General features: G+C 35.9%; 6 protein-coding genes. 4 read left to right on the forward strand and 2 right to left on the reverse strand.

Features of this window, described 5'->3' with window-relative positions; translation table 11 throughout:
• The first annotated feature begins 141 nt into the window (after positions 1 to 141).
• On the forward strand, positions 142 to 1,074 hold the full coding sequence (locus tag RDY04_RS09430) for a manganese-dependent inorganic pyrophosphatase (protein WP_303953512.1): 933 nt from the start codon (positions 142 to 144) through the stop codon (positions 1,072 to 1,074).
• Positions 1,075 to 1,128: 54 nt separating this feature from the next.
• The gene (locus RDY04_RS09435) at positions 1,129 to 1,788 is read left to right on the forward strand and encodes a DUF1803 domain-containing protein (RefSeq protein ID WP_303953510.1); all 660 of its coding nucleotides are present in this window, start codon (positions 1,129 to 1,131) and stop codon (positions 1,786 to 1,788) included.
• 29 nt (positions 1,789 to 1,817) lie between these two features.
• Here RDY04_RS09435 and RDY04_RS09440 read toward each other — a convergent pair whose 3' ends face one another.
• Positions 1,818 to 2,351 (reverse strand): DUF402 domain-containing protein, encoded by a 534-nt coding sequence (locus tag RDY04_RS09440; protein ID WP_303953508.1) that lies wholly within the window; start codon positions 2,349 to 2,351, stop codon positions 1,818 to 1,820.
• 70 nt (positions 2,352 to 2,421) lie between these two features.
• Positions 2,422 to 3,198, reverse strand: a complete 777-nt coding sequence (gene recX, locus RDY04_RS09445; protein ID WP_303953505.1) for a recombination regulator RecX — start codon at positions 3,196 to 3,198, stop codon at positions 2,422 to 2,424.
• 34 nt (positions 3,199 to 3,232) lie between these two features.
• On the opposite strand from recX, the gene rlmD reads away from it, so the two are divergent.
• Positions 3,233 to 4,597, forward strand: a complete 1,365-nt coding sequence (gene rlmD, locus RDY04_RS09450; protein WP_303953502.1) for a 23S rRNA (uracil(1939)-C(5))-methyltransferase RlmD — start codon at positions 3,233 to 3,235, stop codon at positions 4,595 to 4,597.
• 99 nt (positions 4,598 to 4,696) lie between these two features.
• The gene (gene asnA, locus RDY04_RS09455; RefSeq protein WP_003095518.1) at positions 4,697 to 5,689 is read left to right on the forward strand and encodes an aspartate--ammonia ligase; all 993 of its coding nucleotides are present in this window, start codon (positions 4,697 to 4,699) and stop codon (positions 5,687 to 5,689) included.
• Positions 5,690 to 5,745: the final 56 nt, after the last annotated feature.

Raw genomic sequence — 5,745 nt, forward strand, 5'->3', positions numbered from 1 at the left:
TAAGACACCGCCTTTTCACGGCGGTAACACGGGTTCGAATCCCGTACGGACTATACTTGAGTAACTTAGGTTACTCTTTTTGTTTTGTTTCTTTTTCTTATATGTTATAATATAATATAATATTATTTTTGAGGTGAATATATGTCTAAAGTTTTTGTGTTTGGTCACCAAAATCCTGATTCTGATGCTATTGGTTCTTCTTATGGATACGCTTATTTGAAACGTCAACTTGGTGTTGATGCTGAGGCTGTTGCTTTGGGTACTCCAAATGAAGAGACTGCTTTTGTACTTGACTATTTTTCAGTAGATGCTCCTCGTGTTGTTGAGTCAGCACAGTCAGAGGGTGTCAATCAAGTTATTCTTACTGACCATAATGAGTTTCAACAATCTATTTCAGATATTAAGGAAGTAGAAGTTATTGAAGTAGTGGATCACCACCGTGTGGCTAACTTTGAGACAGCTAATCCATTAATGATGCGTTTAGAACCTGTAGGCTCAGCTTCTTCGATTGTTTATCGCATGTTTAAAGAAAACAATGTTGAAGTTCCTAAAGATGTCGCTGGTTTGCTCTTGTCAGGTTTGATTTCTGATACTCTTCTTCTTAAATCTCCAACTACCCATGCTTCAGACCCGGCAGTAGCAGCTGAACTTGCAGAAATTGCTGGTGTTAATTTGGAAGAATATGGACTTGCTATGCTTAAAGCTGGTACTAATCTTTCTTCTAAATCTGCTGAGGAACTTATTGATATTGATGCAAAAACATTTGAATTGAATGGCAATCAAGTTCGTGTTGCACAAGTTAATACAGTTGATATTGCCGATGTTCTTTCTCGTCAAGAGGAAATCGAAGAAGCTATTACTGACTCAATTAAAAGCAATGGATACTCCGACTTTGTTTTAATGATTACTGATATTCTTAATTCAAATTCAGAAATTCTTGCACTTGGTTCAAATACTGATAAGGTTGAAGCTGCTTTCAATTTTGTTTTGGAAAATAATCATGCTTTTCTTGAGGGAGCAGTTTCTCGTAAGAAGCAAGTTGTTCCTCAATTGACTGAAAGCTTTAATGCGTAAAAAAGGGGCTGTAGGCCTTTTTTTAGTGTGATGATTAATGGTATAATACTTGTTATGATAATACAATTTAACCCGAACAAACTATGTAAGCAACCTTTTTTTATGGAAATAGTGAATTATCTATATCTTAATCAGCCTGTGACCCTGAGAGCAATAAAAAGGCAGTTTCCTTTTCAAAAGAATATCGATAAATTAATTGAGGAGTTTGTAAAAGCAGGCTATATTGAACGACTTGAGAAGCGTTACCGTCTATTAATTAATCTAGTGTCTGATTCTTCTACAATTGACTTAGATCAGCATTTTTTTATTAACGATGACTCTACTTGTTATTTAGAACTATTAAATCGTAGATTTGTTACTGAGATAAGTAATTCTACTAATGAAGTTGTTATTATCGAACAAACGAGTATCAAGAGAGACGAACTTACGATTTCAAATTATTTCTATAAATTAAGAGAAAATCTCCCATTATCGGAAGAGCAGAATAGATTATATAACTTATTAGGTGATCTTAATCCTGAATATTTCTTAAAGCATGTCACAACATTTCTTCTAAAATTTGTAAGAAAGGAGTACGCTCTTCAAAAGAGGAGGAATATTTTTGTTGATGCTTTAGAACTATTAGGATATCTTGTTCAAGTAGATGATGGGCGTTATATTCTAAATATGGATTTAGACTCCGAAGCATTAGTTTTTTCTGCAAAAAAAGACTAGTTTTATTACTAGTCTTTTTTATGACAACTTTAACGATTCCTTAGTTCAAGATAACGTTTGTACCAGATGTTAACATAAGATTGTGAAAATGGCCCCTTACCATTGTTAATCCAATCTACTAAGATTTTAACATGTTCCTTTAAGATATAGTCAATATCAGGAGAGTAATGCATTTCTTTTTTATGTGTTTCATACTCATCTACATCTAGCAATTTTTTTTCACCATCAGCGAAGACTTTAACATCTAGGTCATAGTCAATATATTTTAGCGCTTCTTGGTCCAAAACATAGGGACTGGCTAAATTGCAGTAGTAGGAAATGCCGTTATCCCTAATCATGGCTATAATATTAAACCAGTATTTTTTGTGGAAATAAACAATAGCAGGTTCACGTGTTACCCATCGTCTTCCGTCTGATTCAGTAACGAGGGTGTGATCGTTAACGCCAATAACAGCATTCTCAGTTGTCTTTAGTACCATAGTATCGCGCCAAGTACGGTGCAATCTACCATCATGCTTATAACTTTGAATTGTGATAAAGTCGCCTTCTTTTGGTAATTTCATGGCGTCCTCTTTCTACAATAAGGGTTATCTTCATTATTGTATCATAATTTTGAGAAAAGAGGGGAAATTCCTAGAAATATTCTCTTAGAGCGGAGGCTATAGCATTAAAGTCATAACCTTTTCGGGCCAAAGATTGTGTTAGGCGTTGCTTGAGTTCATAACCGTCGTATTTTTTACTAAATTTTTGATATTGCTTTTCTATTTCTTTATAAAGGAGAGTTTGTTCATTTTCTTCATCGGCTTCTAGTTCTAGTTGGTCAATAGCTTGCTTACTTTCTTGGAATGCAAAACCTTTATTAATGAGGTTCTGAGTCAATTTATCCTTTAGAGATTTGGTTGGCAATTTTCCTTGATATTTTCGTAATAATTTTGAAGCTACTTTAATTGCTACTTCCGAGAAATCAAACTGGGTTAATACCTCGTCAATGACTTGTTTCTCACAGCCTTTTTGTAGCCATTTTTGCTTCAAGGCATAGGCACCTTTATCTCCGGAATTTAAATTCTGGAGAGCTAGGCTTTCTAGGAGTTTATAATCATCAATCCAATGGTCTTTCTTTAGATTATCAATGATTTGGGGAATTATATGTGGATTTATTTCATGTTTAAAAAGATAATCTCTTACTTCTTTTTCAGTACGTTGTTTAAAGGAAATAAAATAGAGGGCCAGATTTTTACCATGTGAGAACTGCGCAAAGTTTTTAATATCTTCTAGCTGATTTTTACTTAGTGTCTTTTCTTTTGTTAACATGTACTTGACGACGGTGTCTTCTGTAACATAGAGACTTTCTTTTTGGTCTATCTCGACGAGATAGAGTTTTTTTTTCTTCTCGATTTTTGTGATTTTCATAGTTATTATTATATCAAAATGTTAGAATGGTAGTATGAATTTACAAGTGAAACAACGTATCCCTCTTAAGATTAAACGCATGGGGATCAATGGTGAGGGCATTGGTTTTTATAAAAAAACACTGGTTTTTGTTCCTGGAGCTTTGAAGGGGGAAGAGGTATTTTGTCAGATTGTTTCGGTTAAGAGAAACTTTGTTCAGGCAAAACTATTAAAGATTAATAAAGCTTCCAAGTTTCGTGTTGAACCTGAATGTGGTGTCTATGAAGAGTGTGGTGGTTGCCAGTTGATGCATCTTCGTTATGATAAACAATTGGAGTTTAAAACGGATCTGTTAGGACAAGCCTTGAAAAAGTTCAAACCGGCTAATTTTGAGTCTTATGAGATTCGTCCAACAATTGGGATGGAGCAACCACAACATTATCGTGCTAAACTACAATTTCAAACACGTTCTTTTGGTGGCTCAGTTAAAGCAGGCTTATTTGCGGAAGGAAGTCATCGACTAATCAATATTGATGATTGTTTGGTTCAAGATGAGTTAACGCAAGCGATTATGAATAAAGTTACAAATTTGCTAGATAAATACAAGTTACCGATTTATAATGAGCGCAAAATTTCCGGGGTTCGCACAGTTATGATACGACGTGCTTTAGGGTCTAATCAGGTCCAGCTAATTTTTGTAATATCTAAGTCTGTTTCTTTGACTAAGTTGGTGAAGGAGTTAACTTTAAGTTATCCTGAAATTGTAACAGTTGCTATCAATTATAACTATTCGAAATCCAGTGAGATTTATGGCCAAGAGACGGAAATTATCTGGGGTCAAGATACAATCCAAGAAGAGGTGCTGGACTATAACTTCGCACTTTCTCCTCGTGCCTTTTACCAGTTGAACCCTAAGCAAACTGAAGTGCTCTATGGTCAGGCCGTTGAAGCTTTGGAAGTGGATAAGGATGAACACCTTATTGATGCTTATTGTGGTGTTGGTACTATTGGACTTGCTTTTGCAAAAAAAGTGAGCACCATTCGGGGTATGGACATTATTGCAGAAGCTATCGAAGATGCTAGAAAAAATGCTGAGTCGCTTGGACTGGAGAATGCTCACTATGAGGTGGGGAAAGCAGAAGATATCATTCCACGTTGGTACAAGGAAGGTTATCGAGCAGATGCTCTTATTGTAGATCCACCGAGAACGGGTTTGGATGATAAGTTACTCAAAACTATACTGGAATATACTCCTAAAAAAATGGTTTATGTCTCATGTAATGTTTCTGCTTTGGCTAGAGATTTGGTTTCTTTAGCTAAGGTATATGATGTAAACTATATTCAGTCAGTAGATATGTTTCCTCATACTGCTCGGACAGAAGCAGTTGTAAAGCTGACTAAGAAATGTAATAAAAACTAACATGATAAACAAAAAATTTTCAAAATTGTTGGAAAATTTCTTTATTTTTTTAAAAAATAGGAGTATAATAGTCTTATCGATTTTTTAAAGGAGGAGCGTATGAAGAAGAGCTTCATTCATCAACAAAAGGAAATTTCTTTTGTAAAAAATACTTTCACACGGTATTTAATTGATAAACTTGACGTCGTTGAAGTGCAAGGGCCTATTTTGAGTAAGGTCGGGGATGGTATGCAGGATAATTTAAGTGGTATTGAAAATCCTGTAACTGTTAATGTACTTCAGATTCCTGACGCGACATACGAAGTTGTTCACTCATTAGCAAAATGGAAACGCCACACTTTGGCTCGTTTTGGTTTTAATGAAGGTGAAGGGCTTGTGGTTAATATGAAGGCTCTTCGTCCAGATGAAGATTCATTGGATGCAACGCACTCTGTTTATGTTGACCAATGGGATTGGGAAAAGGTTATTCCTGATGGACATCGTAATATTGCATATTTGAAGGAAACCGTCGAGACAATCTACAAAGTCATTCGTTTGACTGAGCTTGCTGTTGAGGCACGTTACGATATTGAAGCCGTCTTACCTAAGAAAATTACCTTCATCCATTCAGAAGAGCTTGTTGAGAAGTACCCTGATTTGACACCAAAAGAGCGTGAAGATGCTATTACTAAAGAATATGGTGCTGTATTCTTGATTGGTATTGGTGGTGTTCTTCCTGACGGGAAACCGCATGATGGTCGTGCACCTGACTATGATGACTGGACAACTGAGTCTGAGAACGGTTATCATGGTTTGAATGGAGATATTTTGGTTTGGAATGAGCAATTAGGACATGCTTTTGAGTTATCATCAATGGGGATTCGTGTTGATGAAGATGCACTTAAACGTCAGGTTGAAATTACTGGCGACCAAGATCGTTTGAAATTGGATTGGCACCAAGCCTTGTTACATGGCCTATTCCCACTAACAATTGGTGGTGGTATTGGTCAATCACGTATGGCTATGTTCTTGCTACGTAAGAAACATATCGGTGAGGTTCAAACTTCAGTTTGGCCAGATGCTGTTCGTGAAACTTACGAAAATATCTTGTAAAAAGAGGCTTTTTGTCAACTGTAGTGGGCGAAAAGCTAACATCTAGAGAGGACCTG

The sequence above is a fragment of the uncultured Streptococcus sp. genome (assembly GCF_902463925.1).
Lineage (GTDB): Bacteria > Bacillota > Bacilli > Lactobacillales > Streptococcaceae > Streptococcus.

Coding starts and splice junctions, on each gene's coding strand:
- recX (WP_303953505.1), bottom strand. CDS start 3,198: ATGAAAATCACAAAAATCGAGAAGAAAAAAAAACTCTATCTCGTCGAG.
- RDY04_RS09430 (WP_303953512.1), top strand. CDS start 142: ATGTCTAAAGTTTTTGTGTTTGGTCACCAAAATCCTGATTCTGATGCT.
- rlmD (WP_303953502.1), top strand. CDS start 3,233: ATGAATTTACAAGTGAAACAACGTATCCCTCTTAAGATTAAACGCATG.
- asnA (WP_003095518.1), top strand. CDS start 4,697: ATGAAGAAGAGCTTCATTCATCAACAAAAGGAAATTTCTTTTGTAAAA.
- RDY04_RS09440 (WP_303953508.1), bottom strand. CDS start 2,351: ATGAAATTACCAAAAGAAGGCGACTTTATCACAATTCAAAGTTATAAG.
- RDY04_RS09435 (WP_303953510.1), top strand. CDS start 1,129: ATGATAATACAATTTAACCCGAACAAACTATGTAAGCAACCTTTTTTT.